The organism is Bradyrhizobium sp. UFLA05-112 (genome assembly GCF_053572325.1).
Genome location: NZ_JBANBK010000005.1, coordinates 100,447 through 119,971, shown reverse-complemented (window position 1 = coordinate 119,971; position 19,525 = coordinate 100,447). Strand labels below are relative to the sequence as shown.

The window sequence follows — 19,525 nt, the reverse complement described above, 5'->3', positions numbered from 1 at the left end:
GATCCCAGCGGCCTGCGCGCGATGAAGACGTGCACCTAGATCGTCGCTCGAACAACCTCGGGAGACATCCATGCGCAAGTTTCATCTGGCTATCGCCGTTACCCTTCTATCCCTCTACGGAACCTCACCGACGTTTGCCCAGGTGACGGGCCCAACGCCACATGTCGCCGCGCAGGGTGCCGATTTCTATCGTGTCCACGTCGGAGCGGTCACCGTTACTGTCCTGTCCGACGGCACGGTGCCGCAGGATCTGCATGCCCTGCTGACCAGCACGACTCGTGCAAAGACGGACAAGCTTCTTGATGCGAGCTTCCTGCACAATCCGATCGAGGCTTCGATCAACGCTTTCCTGATCGCGTTGCCGGATCGTCTCGTGCTCGTCGACACCGGCTCCGGCGAGCTCTTTGGTCCGGGGAATGGCGGCAAGCTTCGCGCCAGTCTGGCGGCGGCAGGCTACCGGCCGGAACAGATCACCGACATCCTGATCACACACGTCCATACGGACCACAGCGGCGGCCTCGTGGAAGGCGGGAGAATCGTATTCCCGAGCGCGACGGTCCATCTCGGGAAGCCCGATATCGACTTTTTCCTCAACCCGGCAAACTCCGTTGAGTCGGGCTATGACCGCAAATACTTCGACGAAGCGATCAAGACGCTAAAGCCCTATGTGGATGCCGGCAAGGTCGCTGCTTTCTCGAGCACCACGGAAGTCGTCCCAGGGATCACGGCAACGCTCCACCCCGGTCATACGCCAGGCAGCGCGTTTTACACCCTGGTTAGCCAGGGCGAGCGGATGACCTTCATCGGGGACATCATCCACGTCGCCTCGGTGCAGTTTCCTGACCCGAGCATTACCATCGTCTACGACGTCAATCCGAAGGCTGCCGAAGCGACGCGCGAGCAGGCTTTCGCTCAATTTGCCAGCGAGCGCGAGCTCATTGCGGCTCCGCACCTGCCGTTCCCCGGCATCGGCCATGTCCGCCGGGCGGACAAGGGCTATCAATGGGTCCCCATCGAGTACGGCAACCGGCAGGTGGACTAAATCCGAAGCGCGATGAATCTAGGAAGAATTGTCATCGCGCTTTGGTTTGTTGATTGGGCATGGCCTCTTCGGCAAACCGCTGCACACTTTTCCGGATCATGATCTAGCGACGCCCGGTAGAGCTCGCTGCAGCGAAGAGCTGCTCGCGCAGCCAGCGATGCGCCGGGTCGTCTTGAAACCGGGGGTGCCAATAGGCCGCCAGCTCCGCAGCGCCGAGTTCTAGTGGTGGCTCGAAGAAGTCGAGCGTATTCTCGAACCGACTTAGGAAGCGGCTCGGCAACGTGCACAGATAATCGCTGGCGCCGACGATCGTAGGCGCCAGTGCGTAGTTTTGGATCGACAATGCCACGCGCCGCTCGCGGCCGAGTGTCGCCAGAGCGGCATCGACGTGACCGAAGAATCCGCCCCCGTCGGCCGAGACCAGCAGATGTTCGGCGTCGCAGAAGGCCTCGAGGTCGAGTGGAGCGCAACCGCGTGGATGGCCCTTTCGCTGCGCGGTCAGGAAACGGTCCTCGAAAAGCGTGCGCGCCTGCCAGGCGCTCTGCGCCGTCGCTCGGTTGCCGATGCAGATGTCCACTTCGCCGCCCTCGAGCCGATCGGCGAGGGTTTGCGGCTCCGGCGGCGCGACGAGCACGAGCCTGGCTGACGGCGCCGCCGTCGCAATCCGCGGAACGAGATCGGGCGCGAGCATCATCGCGGGGATCTCGTGAAGCGCGAGCGTGAAGGTCCGGCGCGCCGTCGCCGGATCGAAATCCGCCGCTGGGCCAAGCATGCCCTCCATGAGCTCGATCACTCTGGTCAGCGCGGGCTGAAGCGCCAGCGCGCGAGGCGTGGCAAGCACGCCGCGTCCGTCTGGCGAAGCCACGAACAACCGGTCGTCGAAGATCTCGCGCAAGCGCGCGAGCCGCGCGGACATGGCGGACTGTCGCACGCCGAGGCGCTGCGCGGCGCGGGTGACGTTCGATTCGCTCAGCAGCGCGTCAAGCGTCAGCAGCAGGTCGGCATCGAGCCGTTGTAAGGGGTCGAGGTGCATGCGTCCTCTACCTCAAGAAGCTCCGGCAGCCGGAAGGGCCGCTAGATATCGATCGTGGCGCTGAGGGAATGTTCCTGGATGAAGTCGCGGCGCGGCTCGACCACGTCGCCCATCAGCTTGGTGAAGATATCGTCGGCCTCGTCGACCTCCTTGACCTTCACCTGGAGCAGCGAACGCACCTCGGTGTCGAGCGTGGTTTCCCAGAGCTGCTCCGGGTTCATCTCGCCCAGACCTTTGTAGCGCTGGAGCGTGATGCCCTTGCGGCCAGCTTCAGTGACGGCCTCGAACAGATCGACGGGGCCGTGGACCAGTTGCTCGGTGTCCTTGCGCCGAAGCTTGCCGGAGCGGCCGTAGACATCCTGGAGCTTCAGCGTGTACTCGTCGAGCTTGCGGGCTTCGGCCGAGCCGAGGAAGGCATCGTCGATGATGGCGGCTTCCTTGACGCCGCGCACCGTGCGCTCGAACTGGAAGCCTTGGCCCTCCACGTAGTGGCCGATCCAGCCGCGTTCGACCTCCTCGGCCTGGCTGTCGAGGCGCCCGGCGATGTATTGCGCGGCCGCGGCAGCCTTCTCGGGATCGCCGTAGATCGCCTTGTTCAGCACGCCGGTGATCGCGGCCTGCTCGACGACCTTGCGGTTATAGCGGCTGTGCAAGTTACGCAGGATGCTGCGGACGACGCGGGCGTCGTCGACCAGCGCGCGCAAGTCGCGGCCAGTGCGATCGCCACCGTTTCCGGAGCTGAACACGCAATCATCGAGCCCGGCGTCGATCAGATAGTCCTCCAGCGCGCGCTCGTCCTTCAGATACTGCTCGGACTTGCCGCGGCTGACCTTATAGAGCGGGGGCTGGGCGATGTAGAGATAGCCGCCGTCGATGATGTCGCGCATCTGCCGGTAGAAGAAGGTCAGCAGCAGCGTGCGGATGTGGGCGCCGTCGACGTCGGCGTCCGTCATGACGATGATCTTGTGATAGCGCAGCTTCTCGACCGAGAAATCGTCGCTGATGCCGGTGCCGAGCGCGGTGATCAGCGTGCCGATCTGCTCGGACGACAGCATCTTGTCGGGGCGCACGCGTTCCACGTTGAGGATCTTGCCGCGCAACGGCAGCACCGCCTGAAACTCGCGGTTGCGGCCCTGCTTGGCGCTGCCGCCTGCCGAGTCACCCTCGACGATGAACAGCTCGGACTTCGCCGGATCCTTCTCCTGGCAGTCGGCAAGCTTGCCGGGCAGCGAGGAGACCGAGAGCGGGCTCTTGCGCGTCAGCTCGCGCGCCTTGCGCGCGGCCTCGCGGGCGGCCGCGGCCTGGATCACCTTGCCGACGATCATCTTGGCTTCGCTGGGGTGTTCCTCGAACCACGCCGCAAGCGCCTCGTTGAGCACGTTCTCGACCACGGGACGCACTTCCGAGGACACCAGCTTGTCCTTGGTCTGCGACGAAAATTTCGGGTCGGGCACCTTCACCGACAGCACGGCCGTCAAACCTTCGCGGCAGTCATCGCCGGTGAGGGCGATCTTTTCCTTTTTGGCGTTGGCCTCGGCGTAGCCGTTGACCTGGCGCGTCAGCGCGCCGCGGAAACCGGCGAGATGGGTGCCGCCGTCACGCTGCGGGATGTTGTTGGTGAAGCACAGCACGTTCTCGTGGTAGCTGTCGTTCCACCACAAGGCGGCCTCGACACCGATGCCGTTGGCCTCCGAGCGCACCATGATCGGAGAGGGCACGAGTGCCTTCTTGTTGCGGTCGAGATATTTGACGAACTCCTCGACGCCGCCGGAATAATGCATCTCCTCGCGCTTCTCGACCGCATGACGCATGTCGGAGAGGATGATGTTGACGCCGGAATTGAGGAAGGCGAGCTCGCGCAGGCGATGCTCGAGCGTTGCGAAATCATATTCGACGTTCTTGAAGGTTTCGGTCGAGGCGAGGAACGTCACCTCGGTGCCGCGCTTGCCCGGCGCGTCGCCGACGACTTTCAGCGGTGCGACGGCATCGCCATGGGCGAACTCGATGTAGTGTTCCTTGTCGTCGCGCCAGATGCGCAGGCCGAGTTTGCTCGACAGCGCGTTGACGACGGACACGCCGACGCCGTGCAGACCACCGGAGACCTTGTAGGAGTTCTGGTCGAACTTTCCACCGGCGTGGAGCTGGGTCATGATGACCTCGGCCGCCGAGATGCCTTCGCCCTTGTGGATGTCGACAGGAATGCCGCGCCCGTCGTCGCGCACGGTGACGGAATTGTCCGCATTGAGCACGACGTCGACGCGCGTGGCGTGGCCCGCGAGCGCTTCGTCGATCGCGTTGTCGACGACCTCGTAGACCATGTGATGCAGGCCCGAGCCGTCGTCAGTGTCGCCGATATACATGCCTGGACGCTTGCGTACGGCATCGAGACCCTTGAGCACGCGGATCGATTCCGCGCCGTAATCGCTCGCGTTGGAGGGCTCGTTTTCGGCACGCGGCTGCCGAGCAGGTTCTGTCATGAGAGGCCTTCGAGGGTGTCGCCCGAATCAGCGGCGCAAAAGGCGCTGATTTGAGAGCTATTTGTGCCATGAAAGGAGGATTGCGCCTAGCGCAAAGTATCCTCCCGCAACCCTTTGATCAGATAGGGATTTTCAGGCAGTTTTCAAGACGTTCGAAGACGGATTCTGGGCGTTGCAAAAAGCCCGATTCGGGGGTGCTTTCTCGCGTCGAGAATGACCGCATTTCCCCGGTGTGACGGCGCCGGTTCCGAGGCGCCGTGGGCGCCCCGGGGAAGGCTTTGGGGTTCAGTAAATCCGGGAGGGCTTATCGCCGTTATCTCCCCCGAGGGACCAAGCCTCGCCTGAGGCCACAGTGATGGTATTGGTGCCGACTGGGTGGCCCGACACGAGCAGCTCGTAGGAATAGGTGCCGGGTGGCAGATCCAGCGTTTGTGGGTGGTTCACGCCGCCTGCGATCTTGATGGTTTGATCGTTGATCGCGAGCAAAGCCACGTCCGGTACAAGATAGCCGAATATCAGGCGCGCTTGTCCGGGCATCGGCAGGAACCTGGCCTTGGCCGCGGCCTCCGGATTCCGCTGCACCAGGTCGACTGTGGTCTCGTCCTTCGCACGGCCAAGCTTCAGGGTGGCCGGCCCCTCCGAAGATGCGAACGAGAGCTCCGCCTGCTCGGCCGCAACCGCAGCGCCATCTGCCACTTCCTGCCAGCCGCGCTTTGCCAGCTCGGTGCGGTAGAACGCGAGCACGTCGCCGAACTCGGCGGGTATGCTGGCTTTGAGCGTGCGCCGGATCGGGGACTTGACGCCGTTGGCATAGTTGGAGGTGAACTCTCTGTGGCTGATGCGGGTCGGCACAGGCATATCGACATCGGGATCGAGCTTGAGCGGCCCCGAGATGTGTATAAGAGACATGCTTACTCTCCAAGGATGTCGCGCGCCGCTCGGGGCCTCGCGCGATAGCAACGACTGCGACACGGCCGGCGCGGCCTCAAGAGACTAGTCGCCAGGGGAGCCCGTCAGGTTCAACAGTGACGCCCTATCGGCGTGCCGAAATGCGCCCGTTTTCGACGTCGAACACTTCGCCGCTGGCGCCGATCTCGGCAAAGGCGGCAGGGTCGGCGCCGGTCAACCACACCTGCGCGCCGAGCTTTTGCAGCTCGGCAAACAAGGCGGCGCGGCGGTTGGGGTCGAGATGCGCGACGACCTCGTCGAGCAGCAAGAGCGGCACGATGCCGGTCATCTCGGCAACCAGCGTTGCATGCGCCAGCACGAGTCCGATCAGCAGCGCCTTCTGCTCGCCGGTCGAGGCATCGCGCGCCGGCATGCTTTTTGGCGCGTAGATCACCTGGAGGTCGGTGATGTGCGGCCCATCGGTGGTGCGGCCGGCGATCGCATCGCGCGGGCGGTTGTCGCGCAGGATCTGGCGGTAGCGGTCCTCGACGGCGGTGGCGGTCTCGCTGAGCAGCGCGTTCTCCATCCAGCCGTCGAGCGCGATCTGCGCCGACGGGAAGGCGGAAGATTGCGCGCGCGTGTTGAGCATCTCGGTGAGTTTTGCAGCGGTCTGGCCGCGCGTCGCTGCGACCGCGACCGCAAGCTCGGCGGTCTCGCGCTCGATGGCGTCGCACCAGTGGTCGTCATAGTTGCGCACTTCGAGCAGCCGGTTGCGTGAGCGCAGCGAACGCTCGAGCGCGGAGATGCGCCCTGAATGCTCGCTGTCGATGGCGAGCACCAGGCGGTCGAAGAAGCGCCGTCGCTCGGAGGCTGCGCCCATGAACAGGCCGTCCATTGCCGGCGTCAGCCATACCATGCGGATGTGGTCGCCGAAGGCGCTCGCCGAGTTGACCGGCTCGCGGTCGACGCGGCAACGTCGGCTCACTGCGCTGTCGGCGCGCGGCGCATCGATACCGGTGCCGAGCGTGGCAAGGCCCAGCGCGCCCTCGACCTGCGCCGACACGGCCCAGGAGCCATCGCCCTGATTGTCGGCAACGTCCTCCAGCGTCGCCCGCCGCAGGCCGCGGCCCGGCGACAGAAACGAGATCGCCTCGATGCAATTGGTCTTGCCCGCACCATTGGGCCCGACCAGCGCCACCATGTCAGCCGCCGTCTCGAGCCCCGCCGCGCGGTAGTTGCGAAACTGCGTCAGCGTCAGGCGATGAATGCGGGAGGGGGTCATATCAACTCGTCATTGCCGGGCTTGACCCGGCAATCCATCGTCCGCATCAGCGGACAATTTCATCACAGCGTTCCACCGGGTTTACGGGCGAGGATGTACACCCAATAGGTCATCTTACTTGATGGATGGCCGGGTCAAGCCCGGCCATGGCGAGAGGAGCAGGCCTCACACCCGCATCGGCATCAGCACGTACAGTGCGCTCTTGTCGTCGCGGTCCTGGACGAGGGTCGGGGAGCCGGGGTCGGCGAGCTTGAGGGTTGCGACCTCGCCCTCGATCTGGGCGGCGATGTCGAGCAGATAACGCGAGTTGAAGCCGATATCGAGTGCATCAGAGGCGTATTCGACCTCGAGCTCTTCGGTGGCGCTGCCGGAATCCGGATTGGTCACCGACAGCACGAGCTTGCCAGCGGACAGCGACAGCTTCACCGCGCGGCCGCGCTCGCTGGAGATGGTGGAGACACGGTCGACCGCGGCCTCAAAATCCTTCTTGTCCACGACCAGTTCTTTGTCGTTATTCTGTGGGATGACGCGGCCGTAGTCGGGGAAGGTGCCGTCGATCAGCTTGGAGGTCAGCACCACATTGCCGATGGTGAAGCGGATCTTGGCCTGCGACAGCTCGATCGTCACTTCGGCTTCGCTATCCTCGATCAGGCGCTGCACCTCGCCGACGGTCTTGCGCGGCACGATCACGCCGGGCATGCCGGCGGCGCCGTTGGGCTGCACCAGGTCGATCTGGGCGAGGCGATGGCCGTCGGTGGCGACGCCGCGCAGGGTCGCCGCTTTGGCAGAGCCCGCGGCATGCAGATAGATGCCGTTGAGATAGTAGCGCGTCTCCTCGGTCGAGATCGCGAACTGGGTGCGGTCGATCAGCCGCTTCACGTCCTTGGCGGCGAGATTGAAGGAATGCGACATGTCGCCAGCCGCGAGATCGGGAAAATCATTCTCCGGCAGCGTCTGCAGCGTGAAACGCGAGCGGCCGGCGCGGATCGCCAGCACTGAGCGGTCGCCGTCGCCTTCCAGCACGATCTGCGAGCCGTCTGGCAGCTTGCGCACGATGTCGTAGAACATATGCGCTGGCACGGTCGTGGAACCGGCGGTCGCGGTTTCCGCGGCGAGCGTCTCCGTCACCTCGAGATCGAGGTCGGTCGCCTTCAGCGACAATTTCGCGCCCTCTGCGCGCACCAGCACGTTGCCGAGGATCGGGATCGTGTTGCGTCGCTCGACCACGCGGTGGACGTGGCCCAGCGATTTCAGGAGTTGCGCGCGTTCGACCGTAACCTTCATTGCACTACCCGCCCGATCCCCAAGAGAACACATCGTTGGAAAAGCCGGGCGGCCGAAAGCGGCGCCGCGGCACGGAAGAAACCCGACAAAGCCGGATCATCCAGCCGATATGATCAAAGCCGTCAGGGTCGCGCAAGGTGGCGCGTAAAGCCATCCGATTCAAGGGATTGGGGAGCTGTTCCCCACGATTTACATCCCGATCTTGCCCATCGCCCCGGCGGCGAAGCCGGGACGATCGCAGGTGGGAATGGCCTTAGGGGTTTATTCCTGAAGCTGGCGCTTCAAGGACTCGACCTCTTCGGACAGCGCCGCGTCCTTGCTGACGAGTGCCTCGATCTTGCGCACCGCGTGCAGCACCGTGGTGTGGTCGCGCCCGCCAAAACGGCGGCCGATCTCCGGCAGCGAGCGCAGGGTCAGCGTCTTGGCGAGGTACATCGCGACCTGCCGCGGCCGGACCACGTTGGCGGTGCGGCGCGAGGACAAGAGATCGGAGCGGCTGACATTATATTGTCGTGCCACCACGCGCTGGATGTCCTCGATCTTGATGCGCTTGGGCTCCTGCGGCCGGATCAGGTCGCGCACCTCGCGCTCGGCCATTTCCAGCGTCACCGGCTGGTTGTTCAGTTTCGAGTGAGCAAGCAGCCGATTGATCGAACCTTCGAGATCCCTGCCGTTATGGGTGATGGTGCGCGCCAGATAGTTCAGCACCTCCTCAGGCACGTCGAAGCTGGCGTGATGGGCGCGGGCCGCTGCAACGCGCGACTTGAGAATGCCAAGCCGCAAATCTTCTCCGAGCGATCCCATCTCCACGACGAGGCCGCCGGCCAGCCGCGAGCGGACGCGATCGTCAAGGCTCTCGAGATCGGACGGCGGGCGGTCGGCCGCGATCACGACCTGGCGGCCGGCATCGATCAGCGCATTCAGCGTGTGGCAGAACTCGGCCTGCGTCGACTTGCCCTGGAGGAACTGGAGGTCGTCGATGACCAGGACGTCGATGCCGCGCAGCGCCTCCTTGAAGGCGAGTGCCGTTTGCGTCTTCAGCGCGGCGACGAAGCCGTACATGAATTTTTCCGCGGTGAGATAGAGCACCTTGCGCTCGCTGCCGGAATTGCCGGCCCAGGTCACCGCCTGCAAGAGATGCGTCTTGCCGAGGCCAACGCCGGCATGGATGTAGAGCGGATTGAACATCACGGGATCGCCGCGGCGTCCCTCCGCGACCTGGCGTGCCGCCGCATGCGCCAGCGTGTTGGCGCGGCCGACGACGAAGCTTGCAAAGGTCAGGCGCGGGTCGAGCGGCGAGCCGCCGAGCGCGTCATGGTTGGCGGAGACCGGCGCGGTCGCAGTCGCGCGCAGCTCGGCCGAGGGGCGGCCATCCATGCGCTTGGCCTCAATCGGCGCCGGCGCTTCCTTGAGCGCGACGGTCGGGCGCACAGCGGTGCGCACGGTGAGGTCGATACGATGCACTTCCGGCATCTCGGCCTGCCAGCAGGAGAGCACGCGCTCGGCATAATGCGCCTGGATCCAGCTCTTCAGGAAGCGCGTAGGCACTGACAGCCGCACGCTCTCCTCCTGGACCCCTTCGAGATCCATGCGTGCAAACCAGCTGGTGTAGACGTCCTCGCCAACACTCGAGCGTAGCCGCCCCTTCACGCGTGACCAGCGATCCTGTTCCGATGTCATTGTTTGAAAACTTTTCTTTGGAGATAAGGTTGCGTTGCGAGTGCCGTTGCAGGTTTCCTGCCACGGCACGACCTCAAGCGAGGCCATCTTGAAGGCACAGGTCAGCCGTTCGGCGCGAATGCCGTTGAACAGACCAATGATGTCAAGAATGGAGGGTTCGCGAGGTCAGCGCGTACTCAGCGCGCAAGGGCACGCCGGAGGCTGGTCGGAGGACGAACTCGAAACGGCATCGTTGGAAGAAGAGATGTGATTCAATACCGCGTTGCGTTCGTTCGACATGGTGCCTCCCCGTCCTGCCGTGATTGCTCACGGCAAGGTCCTGCGTGTCGCCTATGAACTTCGCGTAGGAACTCCACATTCCCAACGCGAGGTCCGCCCGTCTTTCCTAGCTCGTCCGGATGGCGCCGCCTTCGCGCTTGTCGGGTGGTTCGTCGCTGTCTCTCCGTTGCGTCTAAACGCGAACGAGACACGAATGCCCCGCTTGGAGACATTTGGACAAAGCACTATCGTTCCCATATTGCTATGGGTTTGAAACCGACAATCGCTTGGTAAAGCGTCGCCCACGTGCACACCGCCGCCGATTTGCACGCTCACCCCGTTTCTAAAACCGCGCTGGTCTCAAGATCGTGGGCGCTGCGGACGGCTTTAAGAAATACACGATGCGCAGAGACTCGCAACGGAATTGATTCACAGTTGAGGAGCTTAAATCCTGATCTGCGTTAACGCGTGCGCAGAGTTGTTCACAGGGCCGAGAACCAAGTTTTTGAATCGCCGTGCAGAATCGAAGGCAATGCGCGTCATGTGACAATTCTCCGACGGCGCGCAAAAAAAATTTACAAAAGCGTCACGCGAGTGCCGTGTGAGCCAATTTTCCAAATGCTTCCCGTCACTATGTGGATAAGTGATTATCGAGACATCGTTTTTCGAGTCTCGTTTTGCAGGGTAACCCCGCCGTTGCACAGCTCGCCTGGGAACTACTGTGTGCAAATAATGGCGAGGCAGGAATTCGTCCTGCTGCGCCACACAGGCTTTTCGCAATTGCGATGAAAGTTTCCAGTGTGACAGAATCGCCAGCAGTAAGACTACGGGAGGTAAAATAGCGCGGCGAAGAATTTTTTCAGGAGCTGCGATCAAGAGTTCTTATCTGTCAGCGAGCCCCCATCGCAGAGCTCGGATCAAACGGCTCGGATCGCGGAGCTCTGCTTCAGAGGCTTCGGCTGAGGCGCTCTGATCTCTGTCGGGTACACGACAAAAAGAAAAAGCCCGGCGCATGCTGGGCCTTCGTCTGCTTACGCGATGTTCGGTCAGATCACTTGCCGAGCTTGGCGATCTGATGCGTCAGCCGCGACACTTTGCGGCTCGCGTTGTTCTTGTGAATGATGTTGCGCTGCGCGGCGCGCATCAGGGCGGGCTCGGCATTCGCCAACGCCTTCAGCGCAGCGGCGCGATCGCCGGACTTGATCGCCTCTTCGACGGTGCGGACTGCGCCGCGCATCTGCGTCCGACGCGACTTGTTGACGGCGGTACGACGGGCAATCTTGCGCGTCGCTTTCTTGGCGGAAGTGGTGTTGGCCATTGTCTCAAAAATCCTCTGCGGTGACCGGTCGCTTCTTGCTCGGATTAGCGCCGGCTGCTTGAACCGCGAAATCGACGCTCGGTTTTAGGGTGTTCGGTTGCTAAGGCTGTTCTTTAGAACCCGCGCGCCAGCCTTGCGGCTATTGCCTTGTACGGCTGTCTCGCATGGCTCAAAGAACAGCGGCGGCGGGATTGCGCCCACCGCCAGTTGGCGCCCTTATAGAGGGGGCCTGCGGCACCGTCAACGGCTTCGGGAGGCCGGAAAGCCGCCTTTGTCAGGGCGGGAACTGCCGTAACGTACTGACGAGGTTGAATTTCCGTTCTCGCCCCGGTATTGGCTGGCGGCGTTTCGCCTCGTCCCGGCCGGACGGGCCCATTTAAGGTGATGCATGATCCGCGGCTTTTTCCGACTGATCGGCCTGTTGCTGCTGGCTGGCGGCTTCATCTTCATGGTCTATGACGGCGCCCGCTGGGTGGCGGACCAGACCCTCCGGTTCACCCGGTTCGGCCAGTTCTGGAACGATATCCATCAATCCAGCCAGCAGGCGTTCCGGACCTGGGTCGAGGCCAAGGCCCCCTGGCTATGGACCTCGGTGATCCGCCTGGTGCTGGATCAGCCGGTTTTTGCCGTGCTCGGCATTCTCGGGATCCTCCTGATGATCCTGTTCCGGCCGCGGAAACCCCTGATCGGCTATTCGCGGGACTGACCGCTCCTGCAATGGCGCCGGCGTAACAGGGCTGCCTCTTCAGGCGTAAATGCCTATATTCACCTGGCATCACGAGCACGCCGCCTCAAGCACCTCTGCTTGGGCGACGGACAGCTCGTTTCGGAGATCCGACCCATGCTGTTCATGCGCAAGACCACTGCACTCCCCAGCGCAGCCGAGGCGCTGCCGGGCCGTGCGGAGCCTTTACCGACCGCTACCACCCATTTCGTCAACGGTCAGAAGCTCAAGCCGCCTTACCCCGCGGGTCTCGAGCAGGCCGTGTTCGGGCTCGGCTGCTTCTGGGGTGCCGAGCGCAAATTCTGGGAGCTCGGCGAGGGCATCTACATCACTGCGGTCGGCTATGCCGGCGGCCATACGCCCAATCCCACCTATGAAGAGGTCTGCTCGGGCCGCACCGGCCACACCGAGGTTGTGCTTGTCGTGTACGATCCGAAGAAGATCTCCTACGAGCGGCTGTTGAAGGTGTTCTGGGAGAACCACAACCCGACGCAAGGCATGCGTCAGGGCAATGACGTCGGCACGCAATATCGAAGCGCGATCTACACCTATAACAGTGCGCAGAAGAAGGCGGCTGACGACTCCAGGGCACTCTATCAGAAGGCGCTCGCAGCCAAGGGGCTCAGCGCCATCACCACCGAGATCGCCCCCGCCGGCGAGTTCTATTTCGCCGAGGACTACCACCAGCAATATCTCGCCAAGAATCCGGCCGGCTATTGCGGCTTAGGTGGCACCGGCGTCTCCTGCCCGATCGGCGTCGGCGTCAGCGCGTAAGCCGCGAACTCGCTGCACCTCTCCCGCTTGCGGGAGAGGTCGCATTGCATCGTGAGATGCAATGCGGGTGAGGGCTCTCTCCACTCAAAGAGCGTTCATTGCGGAGGCATCCTCTCCCCACCCCTCTCCCGCAAGCGGGAGAGGGAGCGCACGGTGCCCGTTGTCCGCATTGTCGCGCCCTACGCCCCTCAACGTTTTATTAACCATAACAGGTGCAAGACTGGAGCCATCTCGGTTCGAGGGATGGCTCCAGTGCGGGTTGCGCGCGCGTTTCGATTGTCGATGTTGGCAGCGTCCGCCGCGCTTGCCCTTGGCGGCTGCATGCAAACCGTCGGTCCAGTCGCGGTGGCGCAGCCGCGCAGCGATCTCGACTACATGGCCTATGGCCAGCCCGCCGGACCGCAGCCGGTTGCGGTCGACAATTCCGGTGGCGGCGCCATCAGCGCGCTCCGCAATTCCTTTGCCGCAGCTCCCGCGCCCGTAGCGGTCGGCTATGCCGCGCCGGTGCGCTATGACGCGTCCTATCATCTCGATGCCGGCGACAAGCTGCGCGTCGTGGTCTACGGCCAGGAAGGTCTCACCAACACCTACGCGATCGACGCCGGCGGTGCGATCACCATGCCGCTGATCGGCGGAGTGCCGGCGCGCGGTCGCACCACGGCGGGGCTCGCCTCCGAAATCGCCGCGCGCTTGCGCAACGGCTATATCCGGGAACCGTCCGTGGCGGTCGAGATCGAAGCCTATCGTCCCTTCTTCATTCTGGGCGAAGTCGCCGCGCCCGGCCAATATCCTTACGTGCCGAACATGACCGTCGAGAGCGCGGTGGCGATCGCCGGCGGCTTCTCGCCTCGCGCCAAGCGCGACGTGGTCACGGTGACCCGCAGCGATGCCGGCGGCGCGATGCGCGCCGTGGTGCCGCTCGGCACCCCCGTCGGTCCCGGCGACACCGTGTACGTCGGCGAGCGCTGGTTCTAGAAATTCATTCAGCCCTCTCTTCGTCAGTCCGGGCCTGCGTGCTGACACACGCATCCGGGTATGACATGCTGAGAGAGCCGTTCATCAGCCTAACTGGAGCTATAGCGGCGAGAGCGAAGGGTGCCGGAGGTAGGCGATGACCCGGCGTCCATAGTGCTCGCTGCAATCTTCCCCAGCATCCGTTCCTTTGTTCAACTGAGCGAGGATCTCATGGCCAGGCGAATCCTGTGTTTTGGCGACTCTCTGACCTGGGGTTGGATTGCTGTTCGCGAGGGAGCACCAACGACGAGATTTCCCTATCCAGAGCGGTGGACGGGGATCATGGCCTCCAAGCTTGGGTCCGATTACGAAATCGTGGAGGAGGGTTTGAGCGCACGAACGACGGCGATCGATGATCCCGTTGATGCGCGCCTGAACGGATCCGCCTATCTGCCCTCCGCTCTGGCAAGTCATCTTCCGTTGGACCTCGTCGTCATCATGCTCGGAACGAACGATGCGAAGAGTTACTATCATCGCTCGTCATATGACATTGCGGTCGGCATGTCGAAGCTGGTCGGCCAGGTGCTCACGTCGACTGGTGGCGTAGGCACGGTTTATGGAGCCCCGCGGGTGCTCGTTGTGGCGCCGCCTCCACTCGCGCCCGTAGCCGATCCCTGGCTCCAGGGAATGTTTGAGGGCGGGCGCGAGAAGACGATCGAGCTTGCCACACAGTACAGATCTCTCGCCAACTTCATGAAGGTCGACTTCTTCGACGCAGGAAGCGTGATCTCAACAGGGGGGCTGGATGGAATCCATTTCTGCGCGCAAAACAATGCGGATCTCGGCAACGCCCTGGCTGGCAAGGTTTTAGAGATCTTTTCGCGTACGACACGGTGAATGGGGCAGGTGACCAGTTCATCACCCCCACGATTCCCGCAGCGTGAGCGGTGCGGTTCTCTCTCCTCAGCATTCCGGGCCTGCGTCCGTCTGCGCATCCCGGAATGACGACGGTGAGAGGGTGCGCGCGCTACTTCAAATGCGTCGCAAAGAACGCCATGCTGCGCGGCCAGGCGATATCGGCGCTGGCCTTGTCGTAGCTTGGGCGCTCGTCGCAATGGAAGCCGTGCTGGGCGCCCGGATAGATGAAGACCTCGACGTCCGCCCGCTTGCCCTTGATGGTCTCGACGTCGGTCAGGGGAATGCCGGCGTCTTTCTCGCCGAAATGCAGCTGCGTCGGCACCCTCGGCTTCTCGTCGGCAAAGCGCACGATGGCGCCGCCGTAATAGCCGATCGCGGCCGAGAGGCCGGAAAGTCGTGCCGCTGCGACATAGGCGATGCTTCCGCCTAAGCAGAAGCCGATGATGCCGACCGGACCGACGCTCTTCACCGCATCGATCGCGGCCTGCGTATCGCGCGACATTGCCGCCCAGTCGGGATTGGCGACGAACTTGCGCGCCTCGGCGATCTCGTCGGGCGAATAGCCCGATTGGAAGTTTGGCGAGGTCCGATCGAAGATCGACGGCGCGATTGCGACATAGCCTTCCTTGGCCAGCCGATCGCAGACCGAACGGATGTGATGATTGACCCCAAAGATCTCCTGGATCACCACCACCGCGCCTTTCGCCGCAGCACTGGGATCGGCGCGATAGGCGCCGAACTGGAAATTGTCGGAGGCCGTCAGTTTAATGTCATGTCCCACGAGGTTGTCCTTCGTTGTTGGTTGTTGAATGAGTTGTTGATCCCGAAATTCCGCTCTCTCACCTCATCCTGAGGAGCGCGCCCTTGCGCGCGTCCCGAAGGATGAAGGCCCTGTTGCTTAAGCGGGGCCTGCATGGTTCGAGACGCGCCGGAGCCTGCCATCGGGCCGCGCTTCGCGCGGACCCGGTGGGCGCTCCTCACCATGAGGGGTGGCACTTACTCCCACATCCAGTTCTCGCCGTAGTCCTCTTTCCAGCCTGCGAGGCGACCATGGCGGAATTGCAGGAACAGGCGGTGGCGGTAGGGGATGAGCCGGCTGCCGCCGAGATTGCGCAAGGCGAGGTAGATCTCGTTGCCGGGGCGTCCGCGAACATATTGCAGCGGCTGGCCCAGCGCATGCGCTGCCTGGGCGGCATCCATTCCGAAGGCCAGCGGCGTGGTGTTCGATAATGTCATGACGAAGGGCAGGCGCGGCGGCGCCCATTGCTCCGCGTGCGCCGCGGCCGTCATCATGCCTAGCGCGATTGCCAATCCCGCCACAGTCGTCGACTTCATCGTTTAGGTCCCTTCGCGGCGCACCTCGCGCGGCAGATTTTTCAGGAAGGGAACCATCGCGTCAACAAAAGCCTACGGCTGATCGATGTTCACGGCGTGCCCGGCCGCGGGTATCACGACCTTGTGTGCGCCGGGGGTTTTTGCCGCCATGTAGTCGGACGCTGCGAGGAACGGCGTGTCGTCGGCGCCGACCACGATCAGCGACGTCCCGATCGATCGATGGCATCGCGCTGATTTGCAGGTGAGTTAGCGCAGCGTAACCCACCACATTTTTTCTCACCAGCGGCGTGGCGGGTTACGCCTTCCTGCGGCGCTTGTTGAACCACGGGAGTTCGTCGGCCAACCCACCCTACGAATTTCGCCTGCTTCGGACATCCTGGCGTGCCAGGTTACTTCGAGGATACTTGCAGATCCTTGAGGGCATGCCGCGATGGCATGCATGCGTCGCACGAATTTTGCCGCTTATTCCGTCAGCCGGTTTGCATCAAGGTCCTGTCGCGACGCACAAAGGTGATGCGTGCATCACGTTTGTTTCGATCGATTCCAAATTGCATTTGCCTCCGCAAACGAACGCGATCATTCTTGCGTCCAAGGCCGACGCCAGCCCGGTGGGTGTCGGTCAGACAAGTTGCCGCCGTAAGCGGCTTCATGCACCGGCAGGGGAAGAAACCATGCCAACTCTCACCATCAACGGGCGGAGTATGTCCGTGGATGCGGCAAACGATACGCCGCTCCTTTGGGCGATCCGCGAGCAATTGCAGATGACCGGCACGAAATTCGGCTGTGGTGCCGGTCTGTGCGGCGCCTGCACCGTGCACGTCAACGGTGAAGCCGTTCGCTCGTGCCAGACCATGGTCGGCGACGTCGCCGGCAAGAAGATCACCACCATCGAAGGTCTCTCCGCCAAGGGCGACCATCCCTTGCAGAAGGCGTGGATCGCCGAGCAGGTCCCGCAATGCGGATACTGTCAGTCCGGGCAGATCATGCAGGCCGCTTCGCTGCTGGCGAAGAACCCCAACCCGACCAAGGAAGAAGTCGTCGCGCACATGGACGGCAATCTCTGCCGCTGCATGACCTATTCACGGATCCAGAAGGCGATCATGCGTGCGGCAACCGAGATGCGCACCGCGTCCGCTTCCGCCAATGAGCGGAGGCCCACATGAATCAGCACGTGAAGAACGTCACTCCCGAGGCGACTGATCTCAGCCGCCGCTCGTTCCTGGTCGGCACCGCGGCGACCGGTCTCGTGCTCGGCTATGCCGGCGTTCCCGGCATCGACCACGCGCTTGCCGCCGCGCCCGCCAATTTCGAGCCGAGCGTCTGGTATTCGATCGCGCCGGATGGTCTCGTCACCGTGACCTGCGGCAAGGCCGACATGGGCCAGCACATCGCCTCCACCATGGCGCAGATCGTCTGCGAGGAATTGGGGGCCAGCTGGAAAGATATGCGGGTGCAGCTCGCGTCCAACGATCCGAAGTTCAACGACCCCGTACTGGGCGCACAGATCACCGGCGGCAGCTGGTCGACCATGATGAACTTCGACGCGATGAGTCGCGCCGGTGCCGCGGGTCGCATGGCGTTGACGGACGCTGCCGCGACCGCGATGGGCGTGCCGGCAGGCGAGCTCGTGGTGCGCGATTCCGTGATCTCGCACGCGAAGTCGAAGAAGCACATGAGCTTTGCCGACGTGGTCAAGAGCGGCAAGGCGACGAAGACCTTCACGGCCGACGAGCTCAAGGCGATCGCGCTGAAGACGCCGGATCAATACACGATGATCGGCGTGTCGGTGCCGCAGCTCGACATTCCCTCCAAGACCAATGGCACGGCCAAGTATGGCATCGACGTCATGCTGCCCGGCATGGCCTACGGCAAGGTCGTCACCCCACCGGTGCGCTTCGGCGCCACGGTGAAATCGGTCGACGACAGCAACGCCAAGAAGATGCCGGGCTTCATCAAGGCGGTCATCATCGACGACAAGACGCAGACCACCTCGGGCTGGGTCGTCGCGGTGGCCAACACCTACGCGCAGGCCCGCAAGGCGGCGGATGCGCTGAAGATCGCCTATGACGGCGGTCCGAACGCGAAGCTGTCGAGCCAGTCGTTGCTGGACGAAGCGAAGCGGCTCCAGGGCCTCGACGATTCCGGCCAGTACTTCGTCAAGGACGGCGATCCCTCGGCGGCGTTCGGCTCGGCGGCCAAGGTGCTGGAGGCGGAGTACACCACCAACATCAACATCCACGCGCCAATGGAGCCGATGAACGCCACCGCGGAGTTCAAGGGCGAGATCCTGCACATCTATTCCGGCAATCAGTTCGCGACGCGCTCCGGCGCGATCGCCGCCGGTGCGGCCGGGATCGACCCGAAGTTCGTGGTCATGCACCAGATGTGGCTCGGCGGCGGCTTCGGCCGGCGACTCGATGCCGACATGATGGTGCCGGCGGTGCAGGCGGCCAAGGCCGTGGGCAAGCCGGTCAAGGTGATCTACTCGCGCGAGAACGACATGACGATGGATTTCTCGCGTCCGCTCACCTATCAAAAGGTCAAGGCCGGCGTGGACGGCGACGGTAAGATCGTTGCGATCAGCCACGACGTGGTTTCGGCCTGGCCGACCGCGCGCTGGGGAATTCCCGATTTCCTGACGCCCTCGGTCGACAAGAAGGGTCCGCTGGACTCCTTCACGGTGAACGGGTCGGACTTCTTCTACACCGTACCCAACCATTATGTGCGGGCGATCAAGAACGAGATGGCGCACAACGCCACCCCGTCCGGTCAGCTCCGCTCGGTGGCACCGGGCTGGACCTTCTGGGCCGTCGAAAGCATGATTGACGAGATCGCGGCTGCGACGGGCAAGGATCCCGCCCAGCTCCGCATCTCGCTGCTCGACGGCGCGGGCAAGAATGACGGCGGCGCGCAGCGGCTGCGCAACACGCTGCTCGCCGCGATGGGCCTTGCCGGCTACGGCACCAAGAAGCTCCCCAAGGGTGAAGGCATGGGCGTGGCCTGCGTGTCGTCGCAGGAGCGCGCCACCGCAAGCTGGACGGCGTGCGTCGCCCACGTCGCCGTTGCGCCCTCGGGCGAGGTGACTGTGAAGAAGCTCACGGTCGCGACCGACGTCGGCACGCAGGTGCATCCCGACAACATCCGCGCCCAGGTCGAGGGTGCGGCGCTGTGGGGCCTGTCGCTTGCGATGTACGAGAAGGCGACGCTGAAGGACGGTGGCATCGAGCAGACCAACTTCGACAGCTACACGCCCCTTCGCATGAGCCAGATGCCGGAGGTCGCGGTTGCCGTGATCGCCAATGGCGAGAAGGCGACCGGCGTCGGCGAGCCCGCAGTGACGGTGGTCGCCCCGGCCATCGGCAACGCCATCTTCAACGCCTCGGGCGCCCGCGTCCGCAGCCTGCCGATCACGGCCGAGGCCGTGAAGGCGAACATGAAGGCGTAAGCTCGCCGCAAATTGCAATCGAGACGATCCGCCGGAGGGGCAGCCTCCGGCGGATTTTTTGTTGATCGGTATGCTGCTCCGAACATTCGCTGTCATGCCCTCGCGCAGGCGGG

At 63.5% G+C, this 19,525-nt stretch carries 16 protein-coding genes and 1 pseudogene; 7 read left to right on the top strand and 10 right to left on the bottom strand.

Annotated features, from left to right (window positions below; translation table 11 throughout):
* Nucleotides 1–70: 70 nt before the first annotated feature.
* Nucleotides 71–1,042 carry an MBL fold metallo-hydrolase gene (locus SO180_RS04815; protein WP_449377669.1) on the top strand — a complete coding sequence of 324 codons (972 nt, stop codon included), beginning with the start codon at nt 71–73 and terminating at the stop codon, nt 1,040–1,042.
* 103 nt (nt 1,043–1,145) lie between these two features.
* Here the strand turns inward: SO180_RS04815 and SO180_RS04810 are convergent, their stop codons facing one another.
* The 7 genes from SO180_RS04810 to rpsT form a co-directional block, all read right to left on the bottom strand.
* Nucleotides 1,146–2,075 (bottom strand): LysR family transcriptional regulator, encoded by a 930-nt coding sequence (locus SO180_RS04810; RefSeq protein ID WP_449377668.1) that lies wholly within the window; start codon nt 2,073–2,075, stop codon nt 1,146–1,148.
* 41 nt (nt 2,076–2,116) lie between these two features.
* Nucleotides 2,117–4,552: a DNA topoisomerase (ATP-hydrolyzing) subunit B gene (gyrB, locus tag SO180_RS04805; RefSeq protein WP_449377667.1), complete on the bottom strand. Its 2,436-nt coding sequence runs from the start codon at nt 4,550–4,552 to the stop codon at nt 2,117–2,119.
* 285 nt (nt 4,553–4,837) lie between these two features.
* Nucleotides 4,838–5,461, bottom strand: a complete 624-nt coding sequence (locus tag SO180_RS04800; protein ID WP_449377666.1) for a hypothetical protein — start codon at nt 5,459–5,461, stop codon at nt 4,838–4,840.
* A 124-nt stretch (nt 5,462–5,585) separates the two neighbouring features.
* Complete coding sequence (gene recF, locus SO180_RS04795; protein WP_449377665.1) at nt 5,586–6,722, bottom strand: DNA replication/repair protein RecF; 1,137 nt, start codon at nt 6,720–6,722, stop codon at nt 5,586–5,588.
* A 165-nt stretch (nt 6,723–6,887) separates the two neighbouring features.
* On the bottom strand, nt 6,888–8,006 hold the full coding sequence (gene dnaN / locus SO180_RS04790; RefSeq protein ID WP_449377664.1) for a DNA polymerase III subunit beta: 1,119 nt from the start codon (nt 8,004–8,006) through the stop codon (nt 6,888–6,890).
* 261 nt (nt 8,007–8,267) lie between these two features.
* Nucleotides 8,268–9,686, bottom strand: a complete 1,419-nt coding sequence (gene dnaA / locus SO180_RS04785) for a chromosomal replication initiator protein DnaA (RefSeq protein WP_449377663.1) — start codon at nt 9,684–9,686, stop codon at nt 8,268–8,270.
* A gap of 1,309 nt (nt 9,687–10,995) precedes the next feature.
* On the bottom strand, nt 10,996–11,262 hold the full coding sequence (rpsT, locus tag SO180_RS04780) for a 30S ribosomal protein S20 (RefSeq protein ID WP_027527812.1): 267 nt from the start codon (nt 11,260–11,262) through the stop codon (nt 10,996–10,998).
* A 388-nt stretch (nt 11,263–11,650) separates the two neighbouring features.
* Here rpsT and SO180_RS04775 point away from each other — a divergent pair, with 388 nt between their 5' ends.
* The 4 genes from SO180_RS04775 to SO180_RS04760 all read left to right on the top strand — a co-directional run bounded on the left by SO180_RS04775 (nt 11,651) and on the right by SO180_RS04760 (nt 14,611).
* Nucleotides 11,651–11,968, top strand: coding sequence for a hypothetical protein (locus tag SO180_RS04775; protein WP_027527813.1), 318 nt, complete (start codon nt 11,651–11,653; stop codon nt 11,966–11,968).
* A 135-nt stretch (nt 11,969–12,103) separates the two neighbouring features.
* Nucleotides 12,104–12,760, top strand: coding sequence for a peptide-methionine (S)-S-oxide reductase MsrA (gene msrA / locus SO180_RS04770; protein WP_449377662.1), 657 nt, complete (start codon nt 12,104–12,106; stop codon nt 12,758–12,760).
* A gap of 282 nt (nt 12,761–13,042) precedes the next feature.
* Nucleotides 13,043–13,735, top strand: coding sequence for a polysaccharide biosynthesis/export family protein (locus SO180_RS04765; RefSeq protein ID WP_449377661.1), 693 nt, complete (start codon nt 13,043–13,045; stop codon nt 13,733–13,735).
* 210 nt (nt 13,736–13,945) lie between these two features.
* Nucleotides 13,946–14,611 carry an SGNH/GDSL hydrolase family protein gene (locus SO180_RS04760; protein ID WP_449377660.1) on the top strand — a complete coding sequence of 222 codons (666 nt, stop codon included), beginning with the start codon at nt 13,946–13,948 and terminating at the stop codon, nt 14,609–14,611.
* A gap of 130 nt (nt 14,612–14,741) precedes the next feature.
* On the opposite strand, the gene SO180_RS04755 is transcribed toward SO180_RS04760, so the two are convergent.
* From SO180_RS04755 to SO180_RS04745, 3 genes and pseudogenes are all read right to left on the bottom strand, one after another.
* Entirely contained in the window at nt 14,742–15,413 is a 672-nt protein-coding gene (locus SO180_RS04755; RefSeq protein WP_449377659.1) for a dienelactone hydrolase family protein, read from the bottom strand.
* 215 nt (nt 15,414–15,628) lie between these two features.
* Nucleotides 15,629–15,967: a hypothetical protein gene (locus SO180_RS04750; RefSeq protein WP_449377658.1), complete on the bottom strand. Its 339-nt coding sequence runs from the start codon at nt 15,965–15,967 to the stop codon at nt 15,629–15,631.
* Between the two features lie 72 nt (nt 15,968–16,039).
* A pseudogene (locus SO180_RS04745) lies at nt 16,040–16,171 on the bottom strand (alpha/beta fold hydrolase); the annotation flags it as partial.
* Between the two features lie 467 nt (nt 16,172–16,638).
* Between SO180_RS04745 and SO180_RS04740 the strand changes: the two are divergent.
* Both SO180_RS04740 and SO180_RS04735 read left to right on the top strand, forming a co-directional pair.
* Complete coding sequence (locus tag SO180_RS04740) at nt 16,639–17,130, top strand: (2Fe-2S)-binding protein (protein ID WP_449377707.1); 492 nt, start codon at nt 16,639–16,641, stop codon at nt 17,128–17,130.
* A complete protein-coding gene (locus tag SO180_RS04735) occupies nt 17,127–19,412 on the top strand; it encodes a xanthine dehydrogenase family protein molybdopterin-binding subunit (protein ID WP_449377657.1) in 2,286 nt (761 codons plus the stop codon). Before SO180_RS04740 ends, SO180_RS04735 begins: the two co-directional genes overlap by 4 nt.
* Nucleotides 19,413–19,525: the final 113 nt, after the last annotated feature.

What these genes read in the sequence shown, in the direction of transcription:
- SO180_RS04815 (WP_449377669.1), top strand. Translation starts at nt 71, where the DNA reads ATGCGCAAGTTTCATCTGGCTATCGCCGTTACCCTTCTATCCCTCTAC.
- SO180_RS04810 (WP_449377668.1), bottom strand. Translation starts at nt 2,075, where the DNA reads ATGCACCTCGACCCCTTACAACGGCTCGATGCCGACCTGCTGCTGACG.
- gyrB (WP_449377667.1), bottom strand. Translation starts at nt 4,552, where the DNA reads ATGACAGAACCTGCTCGGCAGCCGCGTGCCGAAAACGAGCCCTCCAAC.
- SO180_RS04800 (WP_449377666.1), bottom strand. Translation starts at nt 5,461, where the DNA reads ATGTCTCTTATACACATCTCGGGGCCGCTCAAGCTCGATCCCGATGTC.
- recF (WP_449377665.1), bottom strand. Translation starts at nt 6,722, where the DNA reads ATGACCCCCTCCCGCATTCATCGCCTGACGCTGACGCAGTTTCGCAAC.
- dnaN (WP_449377664.1), bottom strand. Translation starts at nt 8,006, where the DNA reads ATGAAGGTTACGGTCGAACGCGCGCAACTCCTGAAATCGCTGGGCCAC.
- dnaA (WP_449377663.1), bottom strand. Translation starts at nt 9,686, where the DNA reads ATGACATCGGAACAGGATCGCTGGTCACGCGTGAAGGGGCGGCTACGC.
- rpsT (WP_027527812.1), bottom strand. Translation starts at nt 11,262, where the DNA reads ATGGCCAACACCACTTCCGCCAAGAAAGCGACGCGCAAGATTGCCCGT.
- SO180_RS04775 (WP_027527813.1), top strand. Translation starts at nt 11,651, where the DNA reads ATGATCCGCGGCTTTTTCCGACTGATCGGCCTGTTGCTGCTGGCTGGC.
- msrA (WP_449377662.1), top strand. Translation starts at nt 12,104, where the DNA reads ATGCTGTTCATGCGCAAGACCACTGCACTCCCCAGCGCAGCCGAGGCG.
- SO180_RS04765 (WP_449377661.1), top strand. Translation starts at nt 13,043, where the DNA reads ATGTTGGCAGCGTCCGCCGCGCTTGCCCTTGGCGGCTGCATGCAAACC.
- SO180_RS04760 (WP_449377660.1), top strand. Translation starts at nt 13,946, where the DNA reads ATGGCCAGGCGAATCCTGTGTTTTGGCGACTCTCTGACCTGGGGTTGG.
- SO180_RS04750 (WP_449377658.1), bottom strand. Translation starts at nt 15,967, where the DNA reads ATGAAGTCGACGACTGTGGCGGGATTGGCAATCGCGCTAGGCATGATG.
- SO180_RS04740 (WP_449377707.1), top strand. Translation starts at nt 16,639, where the DNA reads ATGCCAACTCTCACCATCAACGGGCGGAGTATGTCCGTGGATGCGGCA.
- SO180_RS04735 (WP_449377657.1), top strand. Translation starts at nt 17,127, where the DNA reads ATGAATCAGCACGTGAAGAACGTCACTCCCGAGGCGACTGATCTCAGC.